Below are 21,232 nucleotides of genomic sequence, written 5' to 3' on the forward strand. Positions count from 1 at the left end.
CGTGTTTTTATATCGAGTTCTGTATAAAAACAAATAAAAGATATAAAAAAGAAAGCGAGTCAATGACTGAAACTCGCTCTCCTGCTGGCTTTTTATTTTTATCTAGTTCTGGATTTTGCTACACCCGCAGAGTAAGTTCTTTGGGAGAATACGGTTAAAATTTTGTTAAAAGTTATAAATTCTTTTTTGTGTTTGACACAAATGATGCATAGGGCTACAAGCTTCTAGTTGGCTGAATCCAGTTATTGCTGTTTAATTTACGCTTCATTGAATAACCGATACCTACAGCACCGAAAGCAAAGATGCCTAATACTGAAGAAGCTTCGGGTATACGTATACTAGGATTAGCAGTAAATTTAAATTGTACTGGTGACCCATCACTAACAGTTCTATCGACTCTAAAACCTTGCCCAGCGGCTAGAGAGAAACCACTAAAGGTGGCGGTTTTGTTATCTGAGGAAAGAGTTACTTGGGGGATATTATTTGAGGTAACAGCACCAAATACAGCACTTGGAGTTAGAATTTGGTAGACTAAACTAGAAAATGTGATACCTGTATCGTTATTATTATTGTTAATTGCTGGAGCAGTACCTTCACCAGTGATAAAGGTGTTGGTGTAGTTTGTTGAAGCACCTACACCTGCTTCGCTAAAGTTAAAAAGAGGTTCATTTGCTGCATAGGGGGGATTCACTAAATCGATAACTTGGTTTACAGTAGCTGCTTGGCTACCAGTGATTGTACTAGCGAGGACTGCCAGCACAGTAGCAGTAGATAGTAAAGCAACTTGATTAATTTTCATCATTTTTCGTTGATTGAGTAACTAGAAATAAATACTTAAATGTACCCTAATATTTATACCACAATACTAGCTTTAAGTAAAACTTGATCAATTCGATTCGTGACTGTGAGGGTAACTATTACTTGTCCCATTTGCTTGCCCTGAAGATTTGGCAGTACTAGCTTACCCATTTCAGCAAACTCCTGAAAACAAAATATTTTTGAGAGATGCCTTAAAATACAAAGACGCAAAAGCACTCTCTGCGCCTCTGCGTCTCTGCATGAGATATTCTCTACTTACACCATCTCTGATTCTGCCTGCATCATCTGCTGCGGCTGCGGCTGGAACATGAACAACGAGTACACAACGTCTCGGCGAATGTTAACCATCATATCCAAGAAGAGTTCGTAACCCTCGCTCTTATACTCAATCAACGGGTCTTTTTGCCCATAACCACGTAATCCTACTGATTCGCGTAAGGCATCCATTTGTTGCAGGTGTTCCCGCCACAGAGTATCAATGCGTTGCAAGATAAAGAAGCGTTCAGCTTGGCGCATAAGTCCGGGTTGAACTTGGTCAATTTGCGCTTCTTTGAGGTCGTAAGCAATTCGCACCTGTTCATGGAGAAAAGCTTTAATCTCGCTGACTGACATATCCTCCAATTGATTTGGCTGCAAATCCTCTAGTAGATAGACGAATTCTTTAACTTTCTCAACCAGCTTTGCTAACTCCCACTCTTCCGAGGGCAAGTCTACGTTGATATAGTAGTCAACGATGTCATCCATCGTTTTTTCGGCGTACTTGATTACCTGTTCTTTCAAGTCTTGACCTTCTAATACCCGGCGACGTTCAGCATAAATAGCCCGACGTTGATTATTCATCACTTCGTCATACTCAAATACCTGCTTACGAATGTCATAGTAGTAGGTTTCAACTTTTTTCTGTGCGCCTTCCAAACTGCGGGTAAGCATCCCAGATTCGATGGGCATATCTTCTTCCACTTGGAAAGCATTCATTAACCCAGCAACGCGATCGCCTCCAAAAATCCGTAGTAGGTTATCCTCTAAACTGAGGAAGAATCTCGTGGTTCCAGGGTCGCCTTGTCTTCCTGCACGTCCGCGCAACTGGTTATCAATCCGCCGCGATTCGTGGCGTTCTGTACCAATTACGTGCAAACCGCCGATTCCCACTACCTCATCATGTTCGCGGGTAGTAAATTGTTCGTATTCCTGCTTAACGCGGTTGTAAGCTTCTCGCAATTTCAGAATCACAGGGTCGTCGATGGGAGCTTTTTCGGCGGCTACAGCTACCTTGTCTTCTGCTTCCAGTTCCGATAAACTGCGATCGCCATACTCACGCACCGCAATTTCTACTGCATCTTTGAGTAGTTTTTCTGTTTCTTTTGTCAATTGGGTGGGGAAAATTTCTGGCGAAGCCCGCCAAGTTTTGACTTTTTTACCAGGGACAAAGCCTTGACCACCACCATGTCCTGTGGGTAATCCGGCTGGTCTTTGCACGCCAAAGCTATCTTCATCTTCTGGCATCACAATCCGGGGCATGAAGTATTCCCGCAGCTTCAGACGTGCCATGTATTCGGAGTTCCCGCCCAAAATGATGTCTGTACCTCTACCAGCCATGTTAGTAGCAATGGTCACAGCACCTTTTCGTCCAGCTTGGGCGACGATTTCCGCCTCACGCTCGACGTTTTCGGGACGGGCGTTGAGTAATTCGTGAGGAATCGTCAACTCCTTCAATAGTCGGCTGAGATATTCGGACTTTTCTACACTAGTGGTTCCTACTAACACAGGTCTGCCAAGTTCGTGCATTTCGGCACATTCTTTAGCGATCGCACCCCACTTGCCTGGTTCTGTCTTAAAGACCATATCAGACAAATCTTCGCGTCTGCGATCGCGGTTGGTGGGAATTACCGCAACTTCGATTTTGTAAATTTTTTCAAATTCCGGTTCTTCGGTTTTTGCCGTTCCGGTCATTCCACCCAGTTTTGGATACAGCAAGAACATATTTTGATAAGTAATTGTCGCTAGAGTTTGAGTTTCTGGCTGAATATCTACGTGTTCTTTGGCTTCAATGGCCTGGTGTAATCCATCACTCCAACGCCGTCCGGGTAGCACCCGACCGGTAAATTCATCTACAATTACCACTTCGCCATTACGGACGATGTAATTTACATCCTTAAGAAAAAGTTCTTTGGCTTTAATCGCATTGAAAACGAAGTGCGCCCAAGGATCTTCCGGGTCAAATAAATCTGTGACTCCCAAAAGATTTTCGGATTCCGCAAAGCCTTCATCAGTCAAAAGCACGTTACGAGCTTTTTCATCCACATCATAATGCTCATCTTTTTGAAGTGTGAATGCGATTTCAGCTGCTTGCAGATACTTTTCTGTAGGTCTTTCCACCTGCCCAGAAATAATTAGCGGTGTCCGCGCCTCATCAATTAAAATCGAGTCTACCTCGTCAATCACGCAATAATTAAACGGGCGTTGCACCACATCTGCCATTGATGTCGCCATGTTATCCCGCAGGTAGTCAAACCCTACCTCGCTGTTGGTGACATAAGTGATATCGCAATCATAGTTTTTCTGGCGTTCACTGGGAGTCATGGTTGACTGGATTAGCCCCACACTCAGCCCCAAGAACCGATGCACCTGTCCCATCCATTCAGCATCCCGACGAGCCAGGTAATCGTTTACAGTAACGACGTGTACACCTTTACCAGTAAGACCATTTAAATAACTCGGTAAGGTTGCTACAAGCGTTTTACCCTCACCAGTTTTCATTTCGGCAATTTGCCCTACATGCAAAATGATACCGCCAAGCATTTGGACATCAAAGTGCCGCAAGCCTAAGACTCGTCGTCCTGCTTCCCGGACAACGGCGTAAGCTTCTGGCAATAGGTCATCCAGAGTTTCGCCTTTGGCAAACCGTTGTTTAAACTCGACGGTTTTACCTTTTAACTCCTCATCGGAAAGAACCTTAATTTCTTCCTCAAGAAGGTTAATTTCAGTAACAGAAGGTTGGTATTTTTTAAGCTTACGAGCGTTGGGGTCACCCAACAAAAGTTTTAGCATGGCAGATTATAGAACTGAATCAAGGGGGATGGGAATTAAAGGTTTGGCATTGATTATAAACATTTAACCCAACCCAACCTTCTTGGTTGTGGATGGGTGTCAAGTGAGAATTAACTCAAAAACAGGAGAAAAACGAGGCAATCAGTTTACTAAATGATTGGTTTTAACTCTTATCTGATTATTTAGTCTTTCTTCATAGTATCATTTTGCCCTCAGATGGGGCCAGAGAAGGAGCGGGGGAATAGAGTTATGAGTTATGAGTTATGAGTTATGAATTTTTCAACTCCTAACTCCTCACTTCCATTCTGCTGTCAGGCGGCGGAAATTGTAATCACTAGCGCCTTGATGACAGCTAACACAGCTGCCAAGCTGGACGGGACGTGGTAATTTAACTCCTGGATGTAAAGCTTTGAAATAACGTGAGTCATTAAGGCGATATGGTGTTTCTTCGTCGTCTCCCTGAACACGGGAGAAAGTCGAAAGATATTTCCACACCAAGATGCGTGGCGGATCGACTAAAGGCTTTAGTTGTGCGCCGTAGTGCTGCGAGTCTTGCAGGAGATTTTTCCAAGTTTGGGTGGGTAAAACGGCTGGCGGTAAGCCGATGTGGCATGTGGAGCAGTTTTCTAGATACAGTTCTTGTCCTAATTGATACTGTGCAGGTACTACGTCAACAGTGCCAATTTCGGCGGTAGGAGTAGCATGGGCATTAGTTGCCAAAGCTAGAAGCCAACCCATAGCTAGGCTCCAGGTTACAACTACCAGAAGTAAACCGAAAAATTGACGTTTGAATTGGCGTTCGGCGCTTTGCTGTAGTACAAGGCCTTGGCGTAGCCCGCCGTAGGCATCGCTCTTTGATGGGCGATTTTTGCGATCGCGGATTTTGCGCTTAACAAAAATTGACATTCCTCACATTCCTAGATATTTAGAAGTGGCGCTTGTGCTAATCATAGAACTTAGCCAGCGTTGGCAGTAGCAACATAGCAATGCCTATTGGCAAGCCCTTCTGCGTCTGTGCATCTCTCAAGATTACAAGGAAAAATCTCTTAGCAGTTTTAACCAAAGTCACTAGAAAAATCAGCGACAATATCTCGGATTTCATTTGCACCAATATCTTCTCGGTCAGATTTGGAATAAATCGTTAATAGCAAAATACTTGTAGGTGCTTCAATTTGATAAATCAATCACTATCCAGCACTCTTACCTTTTTGGATACTACTGTTGCGAACTCTCACCTTATACTGTAAAGCACTTACTTACGCACAGGTAACGGAAAATCGAACCTTATTAGGCGCAGAGAAGGCAGTGCGCCCTTGCGGTTAAGAGACTTGAAGCAACTGGCGCGACACGGAGGAATGAAACCAATTCGCACTCTTGCCGGAGGCACGCTTTGTGCGTTCGCAATTCGCAATTGAATCAAGCCCGATAGGGGTGGGGTTTCTACCTGCCTTGGGATACAAGGACTGTTTCGCGCCACTTGCTGGCGAGGTTTTAAACCTTCCCTTTTTTCATAAAAGTTTGAGAGGTTTTTTGCGTAAGTCCTAAAGTAAAAGCTTAAAAGCAACAGTTATCTTTAAGGAATAGAAACCGATCGCAATAATCGCTCAACAACAGTTCTTGCGTTCCGTCCACCTCTTGGGATAAGGCGATGGCAAAGAACATGAGGGACGAGAAATTTCACATCATCGGGAATCGCATAATCACGCCCTAAGAGAAAAGCTAACGCTTGAGCAGCCCGTTGTAATGCTAATGTGCCACGCGGACTAACACCAAGGGCTATTTCTTCATCTTGCCGTGTTACTCGCACCAATTCGAGGATGTACTGTTGCAACGAGGGTGCTACTTTTACTTGAGAGCAGAGGTAACGCAATTCCTGTACTTCTGCCAAGGTAATACAAGGCTGCAAATCAGCAACCTTCACACCATTTTGGAGATTTTGCAGCATTTGGAGTTCTTCTGCCTCGGAAGGATAGCCCAAACTCAGCGACAACATGAACCGATCCATTTGCGCTTCCGGTAGCGGAAAAGTACCTTGATACTCAATCGGGTTTTGAGTAGCAATGACAAAAAAGGGCTGGGGAACTGCACGAGAGACACCATCAACTGTTACCTGATGTTCTTCCATGACTTCTAATAAAGCTGACTGAGTGCGGGGTGTAGCGCGGTTAATTTCGTCAGCTAGTAGTATATTGGCAAAGATTGGCCCAGGAAGATAAGTAAATTCGCCGCTTTTGGGGTTCCAGATGTTAGTGCCAGTAATGTCAGTTGGCAGTAAATCGGGGGTACATTGTAGCCGTTGAAACTTACCATCCAGTGAACGAGCTAGAGATTTAGCCAGTAGGGTTTTACCAACACCAGGGACATCTTCTAGCAAGGCATGACCACCACCTAGCAAGGCTACTAGCACTAAACGTATTGCCTCAGCTTTGCCAACGATGGTAAGAGCCAGATTTTGTGTTAAAGCGTCAATTTTTTCTCTCATGCGGTGCGGGAGTAGGGAGTAGGGAGTGGGGAGATGAGGGAGATGAGGGAGATGAGGGAAGAGTTTTCACAATGCCCAATGCTCAATTTCCCTAAATACATTGTTCCCACTCCTAACTCCTAACTCCTAACTCCTAACTTTTAACTCCTAACTCCTAACTTTTAACTCCTAACTCCTAACTTTTAACTCCTAACTCCTAACTCCTAACTCCTAACTCCTAACTCCTAACTCCTAACTCCTAACTCCTAACTTTTAACTTTAGGCTTCAGCACTCAAAATTTCTTTGGCAACAACGCAGTCAAGTTGAATTTGTGTTTTCAGGGCTTCTAGAGAAGCAAATTTTTGTTCAGGGCGCAAAAATTTCACTATTTCTACAGCTAATTTTTTGCCATACAAATCACCAGACCAATCGAATAAATGTACTTCCGCAGATGAATAAGTACCATTTACAGTTGGGCGATTACCGATATTCATCACGCCCAAGCTTTCACTAGGAGCGACATCTGATGTTTCACTGAGAATGAAAACGCGGACAGCATAGACTCCTTGGCGGGGCAAAAACTTTTCTTTTGGTAGTTGGAGGTTGGCGGTGGGAAAGCCAATTGTTCTGCCCAATTGTTGACCTTGAACGACAACACCAAGGAGAGTGTAGGGGCGTCCTAGTAGTAGATTTGCATTTTTGATGTCGCCTTGCTCAAGGGTTTGGCGAATTAATGAAGTGCTAATGCGGGCATCCTGAGTAGGATTCGTACTGAGGCAACTGCTTTCGGTGGGCGAGTTACCTGTATAAGTTTGTAAGGGAACGATGGTAACGGGGATATTGTGCTTGGCGGCGATTAATTGCAAATCTTTGGCAGTACCACTGCGCTTTTCGCCAAAACAAAAATCCTGCCCGATGCTAATTTGCTGGCATCGCAGTTGCTGCACAAGAATTTTTTGGACGAATTCTTCGGGGGTCAAAGCAGATAGTTCTTTGTCAAAGGGTAGTAGTACCAGTTGTTCTACCCCAAGCGATCGCAATTGTTGGACTTTTTCATCCAGTGGCGTTAATAAACTCCGGGGCTGCCCCGTAAAAAATTCCTGTGGATGGGGGTCAAAGGTGACAACTGTTGAGTAAATATATTCTTGATTTTCCTTTGACTGCGGACTACTAGCTACTGACAACTGACCATCAGCGTGCAAGACTGGCTGAATTACCCTTTGATGACCAAGATGAACACCATCAAACTTGCCAAGGGCAACAGCAGTCGGCGTTAGTAGCCCAACGCTAGAAGAAGCAACCCACACAGAACACCCATTTTGAGACAAATTTAGCACGTGGATTCTGAGATTTTAGGTTTATTTTAGCTATCAGCAGGAAGCTACCTTATGGTAAACCGCCTTGAGGAGGACATTCACCAACTGCCCATGAGGTTTTGTGCGATCGGCCAGGGTGTTCATGCTACCCCTTTTAGCTATCAGCCAAAAGCCTAAGGAATAAGAATTAAATAACATACAATTTATGTCCCTGGGTTACCTCACCCTCAATCCCTCTCCGATATATTGGAGAGGGATCGTGATAATTGATGAAGTTTTGCATTTTATTTAATCCACTTTCCTAACCCACGGGAAGTTGCCCAAGATGGTATCTTGTGCTATTAGCTTGACAGCTAATTACTAAGTCCAGATAACCCCAAATACTAGAGCTAAAAAGGCTCTAGTTCCTTGTTGAGACTGCAACGAAGTTTTACAATTCGATCAGCCGCAATCTTAGGGCGTCTGTGGGTGTCTGGGCTGTGTTGGTGCTATAAAGTAGTCCTCCTGTTGTCGCCCTTATCCTATGGTTGGCGTGACAACGGCAGCGCTGTCTCAGCTACAGCCAACAGGTACGCTCTCGCGCTGAAAGCTTCTGATCACCAATCTAATCTAAAATCTCCAATTCCTCCGATCGCAATCTTTAGGTAGAAAACTTACTAACAGGAAAAGATTCTGATAAGACAACTGAGGTGGGAATCTGAAGTACCAATCCTTCCCGTGCCATGATCGCCCCAGGAAATTTCGCAGCTGCTTCTTTCCCTACACAATCCAAAAAGTCGTCATCGTGCGCGGGGTCGTGGTGGTAAATCACCAGAGTTTTGACGTTAGCAGCTTGTGCCACTTTCACTGCTTCTTGCCAGGTAGAATGTCCCCAGCCAATTTTCGGGGATTTGGGCGAATAGTATTCCTCGTCTGTGTAGGTGGAATCGTAAATCAGAATGTCGGCATTACGAGCTAGCCACAGCACATTATCATCGAGCCGGTCGGGAAAATGTTCGGTATCAGTGATATAAGTAGCAGCACCACCACGCCAGTTGACGCGGTATCCTATGGCTTCACCTGGATGGTTTAAAGGTGCTGTTTCTACGGTAAGGTCATCGATGTGGATTGGTTGCCCCGGTCGAATATCGTAGAAACTTAAATTGGCTTGCATAATCTGCAAGGGTACGGGAAAGTTCGGGTGTAACATCTGGTCATTGAGGCGCTGTTCTATGGTAGAACCATCAGGTGCGATCGCGCCGTAGATATGAAAGTCATTCCCCTTCACAAATCCTGGGGTAAAGAAGGGAAAACCCTGCATGTGATCCCAGTGAGAGTGGGTAAAAAATATATGAGCTTCTAACGGCATTTGGCGCAACAAAGATTGCCCCAAAACATGTAGTCCCGTGCCAGCATCGAAAACTAAGCGTTTATCGCCCGCTTGCATTGATATGCAAGGGGTATTACCGCCGTAACGAACGGTGTTTGGCCCTGGGCTGGGGATGCTGCCGCGAACGCCCCAAAATTGTACGGTAAATTGGTTCTCTATCCTAGACATGGGTATTGCTTGCTGGCTGGCTGGACTGAGCGGGCGATAAGTGGAAAAATTGATTGTTATTGATTTTGTCTAAATTTATGCTGTCTTACCGATTTTGCTGGAGGAAGGATTTCTTGGTAAAACAGCATACCCTGTTTCTGGCTGATTGTGTAAATGTGGATGAGATCGTCTCAAGTAGAATTTTCTGGTTTTTAGGGTGGATGTGTATCGGTTTTTCAAGAGCGCCCCTACGTTATAGCCTACATTTTTCTCTAATGCATTTAAATAATTTTAGTTTTATCCTGATAAATCAAATGATTTACAGAAAATTGAATTCCCAGTCAGACAATTTATTTAGCCCATCTACGTAAGTAAGATTATATTGTAACGGCGTTATACTGATGTAGTTTTTACGTACAACATGCACATCTAACGGTACATTTGGAAGCAGATTTAATCCGGTTGGGGGTTCTACATCCTCAATTACCTCTCCGGTTAACCAGTAGTACGTTTTTCCACGAGGATCAACTCGTTTATTAAACACATCAATGTAACGCCGCACTCCTTGACGGGTGAGAGTAACTCCGGCAATTTCTTCCCACTTAACGGCAGGAATATTGACGTTGAGCAACATTAAATCTGGCAAAGGTTTTTGGGCTAACTGGTCTAGGAGAATTTTGGCAAACTTAGCAGCAGGTTGAAAGTCTTTAGAGGTGTGACTAATCAGACTCAATGCTACACTGGGAATGCCTTCAATTAAACCTTCCATTGCCGCAGAAACAGTGCCGGAATACAAAATTTCAGTTCCCAAATTTGCACCTTGATTAATGCCAGAGAGAACTAAATCGGGGGGAGTATCTAGCAAAGCCCACAGAGCCAATTTGACGCAATCTGAAGGGGTACCATCGCAAGCCCAAGCTTTGACAGCAGGATGAAAAATCTCTTCAACAATTTCGGCGCGAATGGGTTGGTGTAAAGTTAATCCGTGTCCAGTTGCCGATCGCTCTCGATCTGGGCAAACTACACTCACATCATGACCTGCCTCTGCCAAGTAGTTGGCTAGAGTACGAATACCCAAGGCAGAAATGCCGTCATCGTTGCTAATTAGTAATTTCATAGTCATTAGTCATTGGTCATTGGTCATTAGTTATTTGTTATTTGTTATTAGCCATTTGTCAATGTCTGATGTCACAGCAGCAAAAAAATATACATACTCATTAGTAGACTGTGGCGGAAGTTTGCCTACTTTTAACAAGGGGCTTTCAGCTTTTTGTCTAGTTAATTGAGATGCATTTTAGCTGGATATTGAGATGTTACCTGCATTTATGTCAAGCTGTACTACTACCGCAAGGCAGAGTTCAAAATTAAAAATTCGTCTTGAAAAGTTCTGATGGGCGGAAACCTCCCCTTTGGCTGATATTGATGCCATAGCTGTAAGTTGATTTATCGAGCAGCTTACAGCTTTTGAATATAGACTAATGACTAATGACCAATGACTAATAACTAATGACTAGCAATTTAGAAGCTCAACTTTTAGCACTGCGGCAGTCAGGAGAAAAAGCGATCGCAGCCGCCGACACCCTAGAACGTCTGGAGGAACTCAGAGTTAACTATCTGGGTAAAAAAGGGGAACTGGGGGCGCTGTTGCGAAGTATGGGGCAAATGAGCGCAGAGGAACGGCCAAAAATTGGAGCGATCGCCAATACAGTCAAAGAATCTCTGCAAACTAGTCTAGACCAGCAACGCGTCGCCTTAGAAGCCGCCCAAATTCAGCTACAGCTAGAGGCTGAAACTCTGGATGTTACTATGCCGGGAATTTACAGCCCCCAAGGTCGAATTCATCCCCTCAATGGAATTATTGACCGCGCACTCGATATTTTTGTCGGTATGGGCTACACCGTGGCTCAAGGGCCAGAGATGGAAACAGATTACTATAATTTCGAGGCTCTTAATACCCCGCCTGACCACCCCGCCCGTGATATGCAGGATACCTTCTACCTACCAGATGGCAATCTTTTACGGACTCATACATCCTCAGTGCAAATTCGTTACATGGAAAGAGAAGAACCACCAATTCGGGTTGTGGCTCCAGGGCGAGTTTATCGGCGAGATAATGTAGACGCGACTCACTCAGCAGTTTTCCATCAAATAGAACTTTTAGCCATTGACGAGGGACTAACTTTTACAGACCTCAAAGGCACAATTAAGGTATTTTTACAAGCAATATTTGGCGAGTTACCAATTCGCTTCCGCGCCAGTTATTTCCCCTTTACCGAACCCTCGGCTGAGGTAGATTTGCAGTGGAATGGGCGCTGGTTAGAGGTGATGGGCTGCGGTATGGTCGATCCAAATGTACTTAAGTCTGTGGGCTATGACCCAGAAGTTTATACAGGGTTTGCTGCCGGTTTTGGTGTAGAACGCTTTGCAATGGTGTTACATCAAATGGATGATATTCGCCGCTTGTATGCTAGCGATTTACGATTTTTGCAGCAATTTTAGGGAAGCGATCGCTTTAAATATTCAGGCGGTTACTAAATTTGCAAAAGTCAATTGGATGAAAATATAACCACAGATAAATATCCATGAGTTATCTGTGGTTTTAAATAATAGACTAGGATTGATGGATTTGGTAAACTATCAATACTAATTTATATTGAGGTGATATGACCGTAATCACTGGCAAAAATCTGACGCTTGAGGAATATTTGAAGTATGACGATCGCACGGATAACCAATATGAACTGGTGGCAGGTGAGTTAGTTGCAATGCCGCCCGAAAGCCCAAAAAATGTCGAGATATCTCTTTTTTTGCTGGTAAATTTCCTCAAATTCGTCCCAGTTAATCGCTTAAGTAACAAAGTTGAAATTGTTGTTGCTGGATCTCGTGCAACAACTCGCATTCCTGACTTAGTTGTGCTGACAGATGAACTGGCAACAGCCTTAGAAGGGGCAACGCGATCGACAATCACTTTAGATATGCCACCGCCGGCGCTGGTTGTCGAGGTCGTTTCTCCTGGCAAAGCTAACGAAGATCGGGACTATCGCTACAAACGTTCTGAGTATGCTGCAAGGGGAATTGCTGAATATTGGATTGTTGACCCTCAAATGAACAGAGTTACCGTACTGATATTAGTTGACGGGTTTTATGAAGAAACCAGATTTACGGGAAATAGTGCGATCGCTTCTATTATTTTCCCAGATTTACAACTAACCGCAGAGCAAATACTCAACGCTGGATAAAACAATATCTCAAATCCCCAGACAATTAGGATCTTAGAGTAAAATTTAGTCAATAATTCCTACCCAAAATTCATGCCATGAGTCGATGGCCTTTTTACCGCAGGATGCAATAATCGCAGAAGAAAAGCTAACCAAGTATCTGCTTGTGCCATTGCCAAAAGACGATAAATCTAAATTTCTGGCTAGCGCTGGGTACACACTAGATAATTGGCAACAACTGAAACAGGATCTACGGACTCAAGTTTTAACGCAACCTGCCGAGGCGATCGAAATAACTCGCTATGGTGAAAAGTATGCCATTCGTGGGTATCTGCGAGGAATCAATGGCGTTGAACTCAATATTTTAACCATTTGGATGGTTGCTAACAATACAACCAAATTTGTCACCTTAGTACCAGATCAAGGAGCAAACTTATGAAGTTAGAACACCCCCTATTCTCCCAAGTCGCCTTAGCGCAGGATTTACCAGAATACAACCTGAAACGCGGGAATGTTGCAACAATTGTGGAACATTACCCTATGCCTGAAGGGGAAGAAGACGGGTATAGTCTGGAAGGGTTTGATTTGCCCCATGTCACAATCGAAGTACCAGCATCTCAAATTATCCCCATTGCCCAGTGGCAGCAAGAAGAAATAATTTTAGCCAAGTTACGCCAGCTATCTGAAGCGAGGCTGTTGCAATTACAAGACTATCTCGATTTTCTCTTGCAAAAAGAAGAGTCTGAGCATCAGAGTTAGGTATGGAGCTTGAGTATTACAAACAGTACTTGCATTATAAAAAACTTGGTTTTCGCACCCAAGCCAGACAACACCTTCAGCAGTTTCTTGCTTCATTTGCTTCATTTGCCGAGAAAGAATTGTGGACTCACAAGTTTCTGGAAACTCAAGAATACGAATCTGGATCGCATATAATTCGCTATGAGCTTTATGAACAGGTTGTATTTCCTGTTCTTCTTAGCGGTTATCAAAAGCGCGATCCTTGGTCAGTTTTGTGGCTTGCTCGTACAGCTAACAATTTTTATAGAGCAAAGCATCTCCATAAGCAGATTGACTTTAAAACAGACTATGGGTTACTCAAAGAATGTTACTTGCTCGCTCCCAACAATAATGAAGTACATAAAGACTTACTAAATATTCAGATTCGATGGCTTCAGTATTGTATTCATGAATATCCAACTGGGATACTATATGGAGCAGTAAATGGAGCAACAATAGACGAATGCCAGGAAATTATTTCAGAAGTTGAGTTTGCTAGAAAACTTGATGTTGAAAAAATTCAAGAGAAATTCTTCAATGAGGTTCAGTCAAAAGTCCTTGAATACATCGTTAGACTTCGGTCTTACAAGTATCAAGGTGGTTAGAGAAAATCACTAACCACCTTTTTATTTTTGAGACTTAATTTTATTTAACTATTCCTGAATGACCGGGGATATCTGCCAAAGGTTCAAATCTACCACCTAAGTATTTGGCGAGAAACTCTTCTGCGATCGCAAAAAAGTGCAACCGATTTTCTGGCCTGGCAAAACCATGTCCTTCATCGCTATAAAGTACATATTGCACTGGTAAACCAGCCTGTTGCATTGCCTTGACAATTTGATCGCTTTCTGATTGTTTCACCCGTGGATCATTTGCACCTTGACCAATGAGTAAAGGTTTTTGAATCCGGTCAGCGAAAAATAAAGGCGATCGCGATTTGAGAAACTCTGATTCTTTCTCTAAATTACCAACACGATGATAAAGCATTGCCTTGATTGGTTGCCAATAAGGCGGTATAGTTTCAATCAGCGTTATTAAGTTACTTGGCCCGACAATATCCACACCAGCAGCAAAAACCTCTGGTGTAAAAGTCAATCCTACTAAGGTAGAGTAACCTCCATAAGAACCGCCCATAATCGCAATTTTTTGTGGATCAGAAATGCCTTTTTCTATCAGCCAGTTAACACTATCAATCAAATCATCGTGCATTTTTCCACCCCATTCCCGATTCCCAGCATTCAAAAATGCTTTACCGTAGCCTGTGGAACCGCGAAAGTTGACTTGCAGAACGGCATAACCACGGTTAGCTAGCCATTGCGTTGTCGGAGAAAAACCCCAAGTATCCCGCGCCCAAGGGCCACCGTGAACCAGTAATACTGTTGGAAGATTTTGGCTAGGTATTCCCGTAGGGGTTGTCAGATAACTATGGATAGTTAAACCATCCCGCGCCTCATAAGAAACTGGTTGCATTGAAGCTAACTGCAACGTTTCGAGTTTGGGTTGGTTGCTAAAAAGGAAAGTGCTAGTTTTTGATTCTCGGTTATAGGCATAGTAATAAACTGGCCCACTGTCAATTTTATAAGCTATTAGCCAAATTTTATCTTCCAAATCGCGGCTAATTACAGAAAATTCTCCAGGACGCACCTTGGAGATTTCCTCAAAATCAGGGGTGATACTGCGATCGATTATCTGCCATTCTTGTTTATCTTTGTAGAAAGAAACCGCTTGGATAACTCGCGTCAATGGCTGAATAATTATCCCCACAACATCATATTGATCATCTTCAGCAATGACGCTTTCTTGGCGGCTATCTAAGTCAACAGCTAGCAGACGTTTGGCATTAGCATCATGATTTCCTTGAATATAAAGGGTTTTACTATCAGCTGAAAAGCTAACAGAATTCCCTTCCTCTTCAGCCCCCCAGTGGCGAAGAATTTCCCACTGTTTATCTGCTTTCTGCAATAATAAATCATAACCACCATCGGGTGTACTAGCTGTTGCTGCGCGTATTTGAAACTCGGCATCAGATGTCCAACTGATAATGTTACCGGGGTTGTCTGTATCGAACTCAACCGCACCATTTTTTAGGTTGATGCGGTAAACATCAAACTTTTGGGGATTGTTCAAGTTCAACGCTACTAACGCTTGGTCTGGAAATTTAGGTTCTAGTTCCACGAGTTCGGCTTTTACACCTTGGAATGGTGTTAAATCGCGCACAATCTTGGAATGAATATTAACCAAGTGGAGGTGAAAGTTTTCGTCACCATCCGAGTCCTGCATATAAATCAACTGGTCGGCGTTATAAGTCCAGAAGAAAATGCGGATACCGCGCTTTTTGTCAGCAGTTAGTATCTGGTCGTCTTCTTGTCCTACAGTTCGTAACCAAACCTGCAAGACATTTTTCTCGTCCGGGGCGATATATGCCAAGTGTTTGCCATCAGGCGAGAGTTGGGGGCTGGTTTTTTCGGGATTCCCAAAGAGAATTTGACGCGGAATCAACGGTGCTAAGGAGGGCGCTTGAACAGATGACATATTTTCATCCTCTACTTGACTAACTTATTGTCACTTAGTTATGAAAATGACAATTCATCCTATTGGGTGAACCTAATTAGAGAATAAGCTAATAGATATCTCCAGAAATTAAATATGCGTAACCTGAAACCCTTGTAGAGACGTAGCAGTGCTACGTCTCTACATTGATTGTCACCAGATGTCTAATGGACATTCAAAAACAATTCTTAACCTGAGCATATTGACAATTGAGAGGGAATAGGGAATTTTAACGGCAATTGTCGCAATGTCCACAACGCCAGTTAGCAGCTTCTTTGTCAAAACCAAAGGCGTTTAACAAAAATTGCCAACGACACTGCTTTGTAGTCAGATATTGATGCATTTGTTTAGCGGCGTGTAATTGCGTCGGTGGCTGAGTTCCCGCTTTTTGCCCAATGGTGTAATGAAAAGGGTCAAGCCAGTTTAGCTGACCACTGCTATGAAGTAAAGCTAGTGCTGTAGCACCTTCGGGAAATTGTCGCGTTACTGCATTCACTTCTCCCTGTTTTGGTAATTTTTTCACAAGTTGTTGCGCTATTTGTTGCTGCGATCGCATTTGTTCTTGAAAAAACTCCTGTCTTTGCTTATCCTCTGGATCTAACCACCCCGTAGGTTCACTTACTAATGTCAGTGCTTCGGCCGGTTTCCCATCCCTTCCAGCCCGGCCAATTTCTTGCACATATTCAGATAACAAATGCGGCGCGTGAAAGTGGGCTACCCAGCCCATATTATCTTCAGTTAAAAGGTTAAAAACCTTTGTGGACAATAGCTTTACTTCGTGGATATGATTACAAAGTAAAGGTTATTCACCGTTATGAGAAGTTTTTTGAGAATTCCGTCTTTGCTGTTGGGACTCCTAAAACCAAAATCTAAATCTAACAAACCTGAAATTGAAAGCTATGGTCAAAAAGATAGTGGGTTAGAAGTAGGACAGATTCAACAAATTATGGAATGGCTGTTTGCCAGTCTGCTGAATGCAGGATATGTTGGTAGGTCGCACTTGATCTGGGATTTAGGTAATTAAGACTGGAAACAAGTAATGCTGATGGGACTTTTAAAGGATGAGCCAGTATTTCTATGCCGATGCGGCGATAGACCATCATTGGCTCCAGAACATTGTTGCTGGCGATTAATGGCAAAATACCCATCCCTACGAATTTATCAACTAGAGATTGAAAAAGGTTAGTACAGCTTGGCGGAAGTAAACAGACCATTAAAAGCTATGAAAATTCGGTGGAATACAAGGCTTAAAAATGGTCTGTGTATTTACGACGCACGGTATTAGCTACTTGTGATCGCACTCTTGGCGAAAGCAGGACTCAGGAGCGATCACTTCACAAAGATGATGAATGATTTTTCACAGGATCATGGTTGTGGGATTGTGAAGATTGTAAAATTTTTATTCTTAAAAAAAGTCACTTTTTGGTTGCCACAATATATATCTAAGTACCTGCACGACCGTTACGCGCTGTTGTGTCCACTTTGATCGGTAGCACCAACTCTAACAATTTTTCTTAAAATCTTTCACAAGATGCTGAAGTTGTCCCCTAAATTGGGTATCTTGGAATTAAAAAGTGCATGGATTTAGCTTTTTAAGGACGGGTTGGCAGCATGGCAGTAATCGACACTTCAATTAGGTTAAGTGAATTCTCCTCTATGTCTAAGCAAGAGAAGGATGAGCGCGTAGATGCCCTACTTCAATCTGCGGTTAGCCCAACGTCGGAACAAATAGAAGCCTGGATTAAGCAAGTTAATGATGAGATCCGTTTATACGAATCTCGGTATAAAATGTCTTCAGATGATATGAGTCAAGCTTTAGAGACAGGTGAAGCATCTAATTTTCCTGACATTTGTAGCTGGCTAGCGCTTTTGAAGACTAGAGGTCAAATTGAAAACAAATATAGGTGTTCACGCCCCCAATAGTTTTTCTACTTATGAGCAAATTCACGAAACTGTCATCAATCAGTTTCGTGATTCTCATTTTATTCATGACCACACTCTGAAATTTTCTCCTTGGCGGCGTTTTGATGATGTTTCGGGTAAAAATGTCCCTCAGATTCGCCTTAATGGTGAAATAGGTTGTCGAGGCAAAATACTGATAAGAGTAGACAAGTTTTTAGATGTTTTAAGCAATTCTGACGACAGCCTCGTAATTCAAACTATTTCTTATGCTTATAATGCCTCAGTGCAGGGATTTGGCAATATTTTTCGATATGACAACCTAGATGACTACTTTGTTGTTAACTTTGGGCATCTAGATAGCCATCACAAACACAACTTTAACTGGCGTATTAATCAGCAAAAATGGGAAGAACTCACTTGGGTTGGCTATGAAAATTGGCCAACGTTAGGTCAATTTGTAAGTGAACTAGAACAGTGGTACTGGGATAATAGAGATGAATTAGCCAATTACGTGGGTGATACAGATGGCTACCCTGTACTAGGGCTTGGGTGGGACTAGATAAGTGAAAATGTGCCATCCATATTGATAGCTGTAAGTGAGAAACAAAAGTTGTATTAGGATGGATGTACAAGTTTGTGGACAGCAGGGTAATCGAAACCCTCAGTTCTGAGTTTAGGAGACCCGTCTGGCACCAAGCGCCGCCCATGAATTTGCCAAGCGGTGAGATATTCTCTCACCGTTCTGGATTAAAAGTTGTCAACACTTTATCTGAACAACAAGCTACGATTTATTAGACCAAATATGAGGATTTAAATCCATTAATGCTTTTGTTGCATCATGCCCAAGCGTTTCAAATGCGACATATTGAGAACCCATCCCGTAATTCACCTGGTGTCCAGTAGCTAACCAAAAGTAGCCTCCGCGCAGAGACAGTTGGTCGTAAGCAACCAATCCTTCCTCACGAAAAAACTCTTTCATATAGTCTCTGTCAGCACCAATGCCCATTCCACGTCCTACATATTTAGTATGGCACTGGGCAACAATATCTTTACTGATGGCAGTAATCCTTTGAGAGACAATCATCCAGCCAATTCCTAGTTTACGAGTAGTATTAAAGGCATCACGAATAACTTTTGTTACCTCATCATCACCAAATTGTGGTGCCCAGCGCGGTCCTTCATCTAGAACTACCAAGCCATTGCGGGTTAATCCAAGAGCTTTAAAATCACCCTCAGCCTTGCGCTTAGTTTTGCTAAAAATTTCGTACATCACATAACGCTGCTCTGACTCTGAAAGAGTAGCCATATTAATGAGAATGATACGTCCTTGATCCATGAAACCTTGAACTATTTCATCAATACTGTATTTGCCCTCAAAATATTTCATTACACCATTGGTATATGCACGAACCCAAGAACGATTTTGAGCGGGGTTTGTTCTTAACTCTTGAGCCTCGGTTAATTTTTCATTACGCTTTGCACCAGTGTAAATAGAGGAAATTTTATCAATAGCCTCATCAAGTACTTTGCCAGGTTGAGCAATCGCTAAATCAACTTCTTTGTCAAACATTTCTTCTGTCACTTTGTCTGCCAATTGCTCAGATTTTTCACCGTGCATATTGAGAATTCGTCGGAGTATAGGATTAAGGAGTTGCTTAAATGAGGTTTTACTCGTCAACCTTACTTCGCTAATAGGGATATATTGAGGTTTGCGTCCTGCTTTGTTTAATAATTCAATAAAATTGAATTTGAAATCTCCTTTCGAGTGTGAACCGCCCCTAGAAATATCTCCAGCTGTATCAGGAATTAAACAGCCTTGTAGCGGATTAGCAGCAAGTTGTGTCGCTATTAGCGATAAAGCAAGAACTGTTTTACCGGAACCATTTTGACCAAATATACAAGTGTGTTTAGCTTCTCCATGCCCCCCATCATCCCACTCACCAAAGTGGCGATTTACTATAGACATTGGCATTGAAGGTTCATCTGGTAAGTTCCCGACAACTGCTTGGTATTTTTTTTCTACTTGGTAGTCAACAATCTCTGTATCGTGCAAAACTCTTAAGAGAGTTCCTGATTTTGGTGGACAAGCTATACCCGAAAAAGCACCATCAGAAACTCTAATGCAAGCAATGATTTCTACTTCAGCCGTCAAAATATCGCAATCCCCAGAGTAGTAAGGTAAATAACCTTTATCAGCAATAACTTGCTGAAATTCCTGGGTTTCATGAATAGGATTAACCATGTCTACACGATTTATTCGACATAGCACACGCTGTAATCCAATGTCTGAGCTAATTTCTATTTCGCAAAGTTTTCCACTAATACTGCGGTTTTTAACCTCACTCAAAATGGTGACGTTTAACTTTCCTTTTTTGAAAGAATTAACGGTGGCAATACAATCTTTTTGCGGTAACATATTTATCGACGTGCAGAAGTACGAAAAGAGCTAAATAACTTAGGGTAACGACCAACATTGACTTCGCCATACAAGCTAATTACAGATGTAGCCTGCTTGGAAAGTAAATCAGCTAAATATAGGGGCATTGGCTCCATAATGCTGCGGGTCTGGGTTTGCGCTTGAACTACGCCCAATACTTCATCTAATTCGCAAACCTGCTTGTTGTAGTGAATTGTCATTACACTCGACCAATGCCAAGGGCGGAAATTGACAATTTGCATATTCTTGAATGTCAATTCCACTTGCTGATGCTGGCTTTCCAAAGTTTTATTAGCAGTATGAGGCTTGCCATAACCTTTGACTTTTGAACCGTGGGAAGACTCAAAAACTTGTTCGTAAGTAACAGGTTTTGTATATTCTCCTGCTTTAAGCGCCAACCCCAAAATTAATTTGTCAGATGGGATAAAAGCGGTTGTTGTGATGCCAGCTAGCGACTTGAGTTGCTTGGAATAAAATTTGCTGATTCCTTTTTTACTGATAGAAATTAGTTTTTCGGCTCCCATGCCACCCCTGCCGCCAAAGACACTAAACCAGTCAGAATCTCTATTAAGAAGGCACCTTTCGTAGATATCTTGAACTAACTCCCATTCAAGAAAATCAGGATCTTCCACTGTCGTGTCATCTTTGGGCATAGCAGCAGCAAATTTGCATAAATCCCAATTGAGAGACGTAAAACTTCCATCATACATCACCCATTGACCTGACTCGCAGGTGTAACGCAAAGCAGCTAATTCTTGAGCAACACGAATGTACGAACTAACCTTGTTGAAGGTTTCACTAGATGTACCGTATACCGACTGGAAAAAGTATTTTGGTTTAATTTCTTCACAAGTAGAACTAACTACTCCAACCGCTAAAGCAGTCGAAATTTCTCCATAATCACGAGAAACAGTGCTAGCGTCTGCACCTAAAACTGGCACATCAAGTAATTTACCATCAAAGATTTTTACCCATTCCCTCGCAATTATTTCTTCTCTAATTTGTTCAACTTTATCGGAAATCTCTTGGTGCAATTTTTCCATGTGAGGATGAAAATTATTGTCCAAATCAAGTTGTACTTCCTCGAAGAATAAGGAAGTAACAGGAATTGAATGATTGCTATCCATTTCACTGAAAGATTAAAAAGCGAATTTGACTCAACTATTAAATTTCATTCCTGCGATAGG

19 protein-coding genes and 1 pseudogene are annotated in these 21,232 nt (G+C 42.7%); 8 read left to right on the forward strand and 12 right to left on the reverse strand.

The genetic code is table 11. The features are described from left to right. Positions 1–214: 214 nt before the first annotated feature. The 8 genes from V7K32_RS20125 to surE all read right to left on the reverse strand — a co-directional run bounded on the left by V7K32_RS20125 (position 215) and on the right by surE (position 10,278). Complete coding sequence (locus V7K32_RS20125; RefSeq protein ID WP_334995566.1) at positions 215–802, reverse strand: hypothetical protein; 588 nt, start codon at positions 800–802, stop codon at positions 215–217. A 272-nt stretch (positions 803–1,074) separates the two neighbouring features. Continuing rightward, positions 1,075–3,867, reverse strand: a complete 2,793-nt coding sequence (secA, locus tag V7K32_RS20130; protein ID WP_334995567.1) for a preprotein translocase subunit SecA — start codon at positions 3,865–3,867, stop codon at positions 1,075–1,077. 294 nt (positions 3,868–4,161) lie between these two features. Continuing rightward, positions 4,162–4,773, reverse strand: coding sequence for a cytochrome C (locus tag V7K32_RS20135; protein WP_334995568.1), 612 nt, complete (start codon positions 4,771–4,773; stop codon positions 4,162–4,164). A gap of 149 nt (positions 4,774–4,922) precedes the next feature. Beyond that, positions 4,923–5,051, reverse strand: coding sequence for a hypothetical protein (locus V7K32_RS20140; protein ID WP_334995569.1), 129 nt, complete (start codon positions 5,049–5,051; stop codon positions 4,923–4,925). Positions 5,052–5,440: 389 nt separating this feature from the next. Then, the gene (locus V7K32_RS20145) at positions 5,441–6,349 is read right to left on the reverse strand and encodes an AAA family ATPase (RefSeq protein ID WP_334995570.1); all 909 of its coding nucleotides are present in this window, start codon (positions 6,347–6,349) and stop codon (positions 5,441–5,443) included. A 258-nt stretch (positions 6,350–6,607) separates the two neighbouring features. Next, positions 6,608–7,666, reverse strand: a complete 1,059-nt coding sequence (locus tag V7K32_RS20150; RefSeq protein ID WP_334995571.1) for a bifunctional riboflavin kinase/FAD synthetase — start codon at positions 7,664–7,666, stop codon at positions 6,608–6,610. A gap of 619 nt (positions 7,667–8,285) precedes the next feature. After that, a complete protein-coding gene (locus V7K32_RS20155) occupies positions 8,286–9,182 on the reverse strand; it encodes an MBL fold metallo-hydrolase (protein WP_334995572.1) in 897 nt (298 codons plus the stop codon). 298 nt (positions 9,183–9,480) lie between these two features. Beyond that, positions 9,481–10,278, reverse strand: coding sequence for a 5'/3'-nucleotidase SurE (surE, locus tag V7K32_RS20160; RefSeq protein WP_334995573.1), 798 nt, complete (start codon positions 10,276–10,278; stop codon positions 9,481–9,483). Between the two features lie 389 nt (positions 10,279–10,667). Here surE and pheS point away from each other — a divergent pair, with 389 nt between their 5' ends. The 5 genes from pheS to V7K32_RS20185 all read left to right on the forward strand — a co-directional run bounded on the left by pheS (position 10,668) and on the right by V7K32_RS20185 (position 13,761). Continuing rightward, the gene (gene pheS, locus V7K32_RS20165) at positions 10,668–11,660 is read left to right on the forward strand and encodes a phenylalanine--tRNA ligase subunit alpha (RefSeq protein WP_334995574.1); all 993 of its coding nucleotides are present in this window, start codon (positions 10,668–10,670) and stop codon (positions 11,658–11,660) included. A 164-nt stretch (positions 11,661–11,824) separates the two neighbouring features. Next, positions 11,825–12,400 carry a Uma2 family endonuclease gene (locus V7K32_RS20170; RefSeq protein ID WP_334995575.1) on the forward strand — a complete coding sequence of 192 codons (576 nt, stop codon included), beginning with the start codon at positions 11,825–11,827 and terminating at the stop codon, positions 12,398–12,400. Between the two features lie 85 nt (positions 12,401–12,485). Then, a complete protein-coding gene (locus tag V7K32_RS20175; protein WP_334995576.1) occupies positions 12,486–12,818 on the forward strand; it encodes a DUF6883 domain-containing protein in 333 nt (110 codons plus the stop codon). After that, positions 12,815–13,138 carry a DUF4926 domain-containing protein gene (locus tag V7K32_RS20180; protein WP_334995577.1) on the forward strand — a complete coding sequence of 108 codons (324 nt, stop codon included), beginning with the start codon at positions 12,815–12,817 and terminating at the stop codon, positions 13,136–13,138. The genes V7K32_RS20175 and V7K32_RS20180 overlap by 4 nt, the downstream gene beginning before the upstream one ends. 2 nt (positions 13,139–13,140) lie before the next feature. After that, positions 13,141–13,761, forward strand: a complete 621-nt coding sequence (locus tag V7K32_RS20185) for a hypothetical protein (protein ID WP_334995578.1) — start codon at positions 13,141–13,143, stop codon at positions 13,759–13,761. Between the two features lie 40 nt (positions 13,762–13,801). Here the strand turns inward: V7K32_RS20185 and V7K32_RS20190 are convergent, their stop codons facing one another. Together V7K32_RS20190 and V7K32_RS20195 are read right to left on the reverse strand one after the other, a co-directional pair. Then, positions 13,802–15,688: a S9 family peptidase gene (locus V7K32_RS20190; RefSeq protein WP_334995579.1), complete on the reverse strand. Its 1,887-nt coding sequence runs from the start codon at positions 15,686–15,688 to the stop codon at positions 13,802–13,804. 247 nt (positions 15,689–15,935) lie between these two features. Further along, positions 15,936–16,427 (reverse strand): annotated as a pseudogene (locus V7K32_RS20195) (RecQ family zinc-binding domain-containing protein); the annotation flags it as partial. Between the two features lie 105 nt (positions 16,428–16,532). On the opposite strand from V7K32_RS20195, the gene V7K32_RS20200 reads away from it, so the two are divergent. The 3 genes from V7K32_RS20200 (at position 16,533) to V7K32_RS20210 (ending at position 18,167) form a co-directional block, all read left to right on the forward strand. Further along, entirely contained in the window at positions 16,533–16,730 is a 198-nt protein-coding gene (locus V7K32_RS20200) for a hypothetical protein (protein WP_334995580.1), read from the forward strand. Between the two features lie 632 nt (positions 16,731–17,362). Beyond that, entirely contained in the window at positions 17,363–17,629 is a 267-nt protein-coding gene (locus V7K32_RS20205; RefSeq protein ID WP_334995581.1) for a hypothetical protein, read from the forward strand. Further along, the gene (locus tag V7K32_RS20210; RefSeq protein ID WP_334995582.1) at positions 17,595–18,167 is read left to right on the forward strand and encodes a hypothetical protein; all 573 of its coding nucleotides are present in this window, start codon (positions 17,595–17,597) and stop codon (positions 18,165–18,167) included. Before V7K32_RS20205 ends, V7K32_RS20210 begins: the two co-directional genes overlap by 35 nt. 222 nt (positions 18,168–18,389) lie before the next feature. On the opposite strand, the gene V7K32_RS20215 is transcribed toward V7K32_RS20210, so the two are convergent. Next, positions 18,390–20,024, reverse strand: a complete 1,635-nt coding sequence (locus tag V7K32_RS20215; RefSeq protein WP_334995583.1) for an ATP-binding protein — start codon at positions 20,022–20,024, stop codon at positions 18,390–18,392. 2 nt (positions 20,025–20,026) lie between these two features. Further along, a complete protein-coding gene (locus tag V7K32_RS20220) occupies positions 20,027–21,172 on the reverse strand; it encodes a hypothetical protein (protein WP_334995584.1) in 1,146 nt (381 codons plus the stop codon). Positions 21,173–21,232 lie beyond the last annotated feature (60 nt).

Origin of the sequence: Nostoc sp., from assembly GCF_036917635.1 — a bacterium.
Taxonomy (GTDB): Bacteria; Cyanobacteriota; Cyanobacteriia; order Cyanobacteriales; family Nostocaceae; genus Nostoc.

What these genes read in the sequence shown, in the direction of transcription:
- surE (WP_334995573.1), bottom strand. Translation starts at nt 10,278, where the DNA reads ATGAAATTACTAATTAGCAACGATGACGGCATTTCTGCCTTGGGTATT.
- V7K32_RS20170 (WP_334995575.1), top strand. Translation starts at nt 11,825, where the DNA reads ATGACCGTAATCACTGGCAAAAATCTGACGCTTGAGGAATATTTGAAG.
- V7K32_RS20185 (WP_334995578.1), top strand. Translation starts at nt 13,141, where the DNA reads ATGGAGCTTGAGTATTACAAACAGTACTTGCATTATAAAAAACTTGGT.
- V7K32_RS20220 (WP_334995584.1), bottom strand. Translation starts at nt 21,172, where the DNA reads ATGGATAGCAATCATTCAATTCCTGTTACTTCCTTATTCTTCGAGGAA.
- V7K32_RS20175 (WP_334995576.1), top strand. Translation starts at nt 12,486, where the DNA reads ATGGCCTTTTTACCGCAGGATGCAATAATCGCAGAAGAAAAGCTAACC.
- secA (WP_334995567.1), bottom strand. Translation starts at nt 3,867, where the DNA reads ATGCTAAAACTTTTGTTGGGTGACCCCAACGCTCGTAAGCTTAAAAAA.
- V7K32_RS20125 (WP_334995566.1), bottom strand. Translation starts at nt 802, where the DNA reads ATGATGAAAATTAATCAAGTTGCTTTACTATCTACTGCTACTGTGCTG.
- V7K32_RS20180 (WP_334995577.1), top strand. Translation starts at nt 12,815, where the DNA reads ATGAAGTTAGAACACCCCCTATTCTCCCAAGTCGCCTTAGCGCAGGAT.
- pheS (WP_334995574.1), top strand. Translation starts at nt 10,668, where the DNA reads ATGACTAGCAATTTAGAAGCTCAACTTTTAGCACTGCGGCAGTCAGGA.
- V7K32_RS20205 (WP_334995581.1), top strand. Translation starts at nt 17,363, where the DNA reads ATGTCTAAGCAAGAGAAGGATGAGCGCGTAGATGCCCTACTTCAATCT.
- V7K32_RS20190 (WP_334995579.1), bottom strand. Translation starts at nt 15,688, where the DNA reads ATGTCATCTGTTCAAGCGCCCTCCTTAGCACCGTTGATTCCGCGTCAA.
- V7K32_RS20215 (WP_334995583.1), bottom strand. Translation starts at nt 20,024, where the DNA reads ATGTTACCGCAAAAAGATTGTATTGCCACCGTTAATTCTTTCAAAAAA.
- V7K32_RS20135 (WP_334995568.1), bottom strand. Translation starts at nt 4,773, where the DNA reads ATGTCAATTTTTGTTAAGCGCAAAATCCGCGATCGCAAAAATCGCCCA.
- V7K32_RS20155 (WP_334995572.1), bottom strand. Translation starts at nt 9,182, where the DNA reads ATGTCTAGGATAGAGAACCAATTTACCGTACAATTTTGGGGCGTTCGC.
- V7K32_RS20145 (WP_334995570.1), bottom strand. Translation starts at nt 6,349, where the DNA reads ATGAGAGAAAAAATTGACGCTTTAACACAAAATCTGGCTCTTACCATC.